A 4,435-nucleotide genomic window follows, 5' to 3' on the forward strand; every position below is an offset into this window, starting at 1 on the left:
CATGGCGCGACACCGCCGTGATGCGTCCGGGAAATCCGACGGCGCGCAGGCGCAGGACCGCGTCGACCGCGGTCAGTCCGGTGCCGATCAGGATGACCTCGTCCCCGGCATGCAGCGGGGCGTAGGCGGCGGTCGTCCAGGCCGTCGGGCAGTAGCCGCCCTGCCGTTGTGCCAGGCTCTCGACACCGGGCACCGGTGCCGGATCGAAATGCCCGAACGCCAGCACCACCTGACGGGCCGACAGCGTGCGTCCCGTCGCCAGGGTGATGTGCAGCAGGCCGTCGGCACGGCGCTGACAGTCGATCGCGACGTCGCGTATGGCCCGCACCCTGGTCGTGTCGAGCAACCCGCGCAGATACACGCCATAAAGTGCGCGCGGCACGAAGGCATCGGGGGACGTGTCGGGGTCGATATGGGTGCGCAGCCATGCCAGAAAATGGTCCGGCGCTCCGGCGAAGGCGCTCATGTTGGACGCACGTACGTTCAGGCGATGTTCAAGGCAGGGCGTGGCGTAGGCAAGCCCGACGGCGGGACTGTCCGCCGGATCGATGATGACGCAGCGCGGCCCGATCCCGTGGCGGGTCAGTTGCGCGGCCAACAGGGTCGCACTCGCGCCGCCGCCGATGATGACGATGTCCGTCACGGGGTGCATGTCGCCAGTGTCTCCTGTCTCGCTGCGCGCGGCATCCTGATGGAAGCGCCACGGTGGGCCAATCGGATTGTTGTATCGGCGTGTATGCGCACACGCGGATGTGCTTGGCATTACGTATCGAAATGAAAACGAATTTACCCTGACAGGGGAATGCTGTACGGCTTGTTCGACAGGGAAGGAGCCGGGACGCGATGCCGTCGAGCAGTGTCGAGCATGCGTATGACGTTCTGCGCCGTATGACGGTCGGGTTCGAATTTCGCCCCGGCGAGCATCTGAACGAAGTCGCGCTGGCGCGCATGCTGGGCATGAGCCGGGCACCGGTGCGCGAGGCCATGAACAGGCTGACCGGCGAGGGGCTGGTGCTGAACCGGCCGGGCCTTGGGTTTTTCTGTCGCGGCCTGCGCGCGTCCGAGATCGGCGACCTTTATACCGTGCGTGCGGATCTGGAGAGTGGGGCGCTGGCCGCGTTGCTGCCTCGGCTGGACGAGGCACCGGTCCGCGCGGTCCTGACGGCGCTGCGCGCAACGTGGGCGCAACTGCCGCGCGCGGACGTCGCGGGCGGCGGGAGCGACCATGTCGCCGATCAGGACGAGGCGTTTCATACCGCCCTGGCCGCGCTGGCCGGCAATGGCGAGCGCGACCGGATGCTGGCCGTCGTCAACGCACGCATCCGTTTCGTGCGGCGTGCCGACCTCGCCTCGGTCGCGCGGACGGCTGAAACGATCGCCGATCACATCGCCATCCTCGACGCATTGCTGGGCGCGACGCCGGAGCGCGCTCCCGATCTGTTGCGCGCCCATCTGGACGCGGGTGCCCGCACGATCGAGGCCGCGGTGCGCGACGGGCTTCTGCGCCCGAACGCCGGCTGAAGGCGACGCGACGCCGTCCCGGCCCGGTCGTCTGACGATAGAGGGGGAGGGGAGATGCGGACGCGCCGTGCGTCCGGCCGCGTCAGGATTGCGCCGTCGCAAGCCCGCCGGCCGGCGGATCGTCTCCCGGCCCGTGAGGCGTGAGGGATGCGGCGTCCGGGGAGTGGCGGCCCGGGCGACGGACGGGACGGGCGAACCGTCCCGCGCGCTGTCAGATCTTGTTAACGGAGGCGTCGTAGATTTCCTCGACGGCCTTGGACAGGGTGGCGTCGAACTCGGCGTCGGACATGGAGACACGCAGATCGCCGACGAGCGCGCGCGAGAAGCTCGCGATCATGCCGTGGTTGGCCTTGAGTTTCTGACACGCGACGTCAAGGGGATAGCCACCCGACAGGGCGACGACGCGCTGCATGCGCGGGTGCTTCATGATCGGCGCATACAGGTCGGCCTGCTCCGGGATGGTCACCTTGAGCATCACCGGATAGTTGCCCGGCAGCGCGTCGAGGGATTTCAGGACCTCTTCGGCCAGGATGGCTTCGGCTTCGGCCTTCTGCGGGTTCTTGATCAGAACCTCCGGCTCCATGATCGGCACCAGTCCGTGGGCGGCGACCTGTCGGGCGATCGCGAACTGCTGGTCGACGATCGCCTTGATCCCGGCCGGATTCGCCGTCGCGATGGTCGAGCGTTCTTTCGTGCCGTAGACGCCGAGCTTGACCGCACGCGCCAGCAGGTCGTCCAGACCCGGCATCGGCTTCATCAGCGTGACGCCGTCCTGTTCGGCCTCGAGCCCCTTGTCGATCTTCAGGAGCGGGACAACCCCACGCTCCCGCCACAGATAGGTCGGGACCGGCGTGTCCCCGACATGACCGTCCATCGTGCGTTCGAACAGGATCGCGGCGATGACCTTGTCACCGGTAAACGACGGTGCGGTGACGATGCGTACCCGCATGTCGTGCATCAGGCCGAACATCTGCTCGTCGGTGCTGTATGCGGTCTCGGGGATGCCATAATGGGCGAGCGCCTTGGGGGTGGACCCCCCGCTCTGGTCGAGGGCGGCGATGAAGCCTGCCTTGTCGGACATCTGCGCTTTCATGCGTTCTATGGACATGTCGACCTTTTCCTTCCTGCTGCGTCTGATCGGACGGAAACCGGCGTGGCACGCCCCGTCGCGGCAGCGCTTATGCGCCCTAATGTACCAATGAAGCCGCCATCGGGGCTAGGGCCGCCGCCGCGCCCGTCGCCACCTGCCCGCCACCACGATGTTATACGGTCACACCGTTGGGCGCCCGCCAGTTCACCCGTGGAAAACGTCGGGCGTCGGGATGGCGTTCATTATCACAATTTTGTGATTATTCGCGGCAACCGCGTCTCGTCCGTCCGCGCGTCGCTGGCGTGCCCGCGCGTTTCCTCTGGAATCGGAAGCGTGGTCGTCGCGGAACGGCACGACGTCCACGGGCCTGACCCACGCCCGCGCGTTCGATAGAGTATGGCGCGTCACAGTCTGGCGCGCCCGTGATCATGCGCGTCGTTCCCCGACCCTGTCTGTAAGGACGACTCATATGCCGCTCGATGTTGCCACCGCCATCCTTCAACGCCGCGCGACGAAGGTTTTCGACGCCACGCATGAGATGCCCGAGCACGACCTCGCCGCCCTGCTTGACCTGACACGCCGTATGCCCACCGCGTTCAATATCCAGAACTGGCGCTTCGTGGTCGTGCGGGATGCCGACCTGCGGCGGGAGATCCGCGCCGTCGCCTGGGACCAGCCGCAGGTGACCGACGCGTCCGCGCTGCTGATCCTGTGCGCGGACATCAAGGCCTGGGAGAAATCCCCCGGCCGCTACTGGCAGGATGCACCGGAAACTGCCCGGACCACCATGGTCGGGATGATCGACCAGTATTACCGGGGTCGCGAACAGGTGCAGCGTGACGAGGGCCTGCGCTCGTGCGGTATGGCCGCCGGCGCGATCATGCTGCTGGCGGAAAGCATGGGATACGCGACCTGCCCGATGGACGGCTTCGATTTCGATGCGGTCGGGCGCCTGATCCGCCTGCCCGCCGACCATGAGATCGTGATGTTCGTCGCGGTCGGGAAGTCGGCCGCGCCGCCCAAGCCCTGCGGGGGTATCATGCCGCGCGAGGCCTTGATGATCGACGACCGCTTTCCCGGCTGACGCGACCGCCGCTCAGCGGCACAGGCCGCCGCCGGTGGCCTGAAGATGGAGGTGTCCCGCGTGCAGGGCGTTGTAGGCCGGCGACAACACGACGCCGAACACGCGGCAGGCGCCGTCGCGCGCCCTATGGAGATAGACGCTGTCCGGACCGCCGCCATGCCAGGCGCTGACCGGAATCTCGCGCCCGTCGGCCAGGGTGAAACCGGCGACGTCGATGGCATTGGCGGTGGCGTGGCTGCTCTGCGCGCCGGGTCGGTCCCGTATGTCGCGGCAGGCGAAGCTGCCGACGTGACGAATGGCGATCAGGCGTGATCCGAACATGTCGCGTGCAATGGGGGTCGCGACCTGTGTCTCGAACAGGGCCCAGCGCACGGCAAGCGAACAGGACGCGAGAAACCCACCCGGGGCGAGGCGGATATCGCCGCCGTCCACCGTGTAGACGTCGCGAAGGGGACACGTGGCCGTGCCGCTTCGCGCATGTGCCTCGACCGGCCACGGCACCGTCGCCAGTGCCGCGTTGCAGAACGGATCCGACAGTCCGAGCAGCCCGAGTTTCAGGGGGCTGACGGGCGTCCACGCGGCCCGTACGTCCAGCGGCTGAAGGGGGTCATAGGGGGCCGGCAGCCATCGTCGGTGAAAGACGCCCAGACCAGCGATCCCCAGCCCGGATACGCCGAGCCATAGGGCCAGTGCGACCCGGCCGCCCGCACGCATGGCCGGGCCGCGCGTCAGGCACGCCC

General features: G+C 67.8%; 5 protein-coding genes. 2 read left to right on the forward strand and 3 right to left on the reverse strand.

The window, feature by feature from the left end; genetic code table 11:
- Positions 1 to 652, reverse strand: a 652-nt coding sequence (locus HUK82_RS14640) for an FAD/NAD(P)-binding protein (RefSeq protein WP_176614655.1), incomplete at its 3' end; no start/stop codon positions are given.
- Between the two features lie 191 nt (positions 653 to 843).
- Here HUK82_RS14640 and HUK82_RS14645 point away from each other — a divergent pair.
- On the forward strand, positions 844 to 1,521 hold the full coding sequence (locus HUK82_RS14645) for a GntR family transcriptional regulator (RefSeq protein WP_176614656.1): 678 nt from the start codon (positions 844 to 846) through the stop codon (positions 1,519 to 1,521).
- A gap of 211 nt (positions 1,522 to 1,732) precedes the next feature.
- On the opposite strand, the gene HUK82_RS14650 is transcribed toward HUK82_RS14645, so the two are convergent.
- Positions 1,733 to 2,629, reverse strand: coding sequence for a fructose bisphosphate aldolase (locus tag HUK82_RS14650; RefSeq protein ID WP_176614657.1), 897 nt, complete (start codon positions 2,627 to 2,629; stop codon positions 1,733 to 1,735).
- Between the two features lie 451 nt (positions 2,630 to 3,080).
- Between HUK82_RS14650 and HUK82_RS14655 the strand changes: the two genes are divergently transcribed.
- Positions 3,081 to 3,695, forward strand: a complete 615-nt coding sequence (locus HUK82_RS14655) for a nitroreductase family protein (RefSeq protein ID WP_176614658.1) — start codon at positions 3,081 to 3,083, stop codon at positions 3,693 to 3,695.
- A gap of 12 nt (positions 3,696 to 3,707) precedes the next feature.
- Here HUK82_RS14655 and HUK82_RS14660 read toward each other — a convergent pair.
- The coding region (locus tag HUK82_RS14660; RefSeq protein WP_176614659.1) for an extensin-like domain-containing protein at positions 3,708 to 4,435 on the reverse strand (728 nt) is incomplete at its 5' end.

Origin of the sequence: Ameyamaea chiangmaiensis, assembly GCF_013376175.1 — a bacterium.
In the GTDB taxonomy this organism is placed as follows: domain Bacteria; phylum Pseudomonadota; class Alphaproteobacteria; order Acetobacterales; family Acetobacteraceae; genus Ameyamaea; species Ameyamaea chiangmaiensis.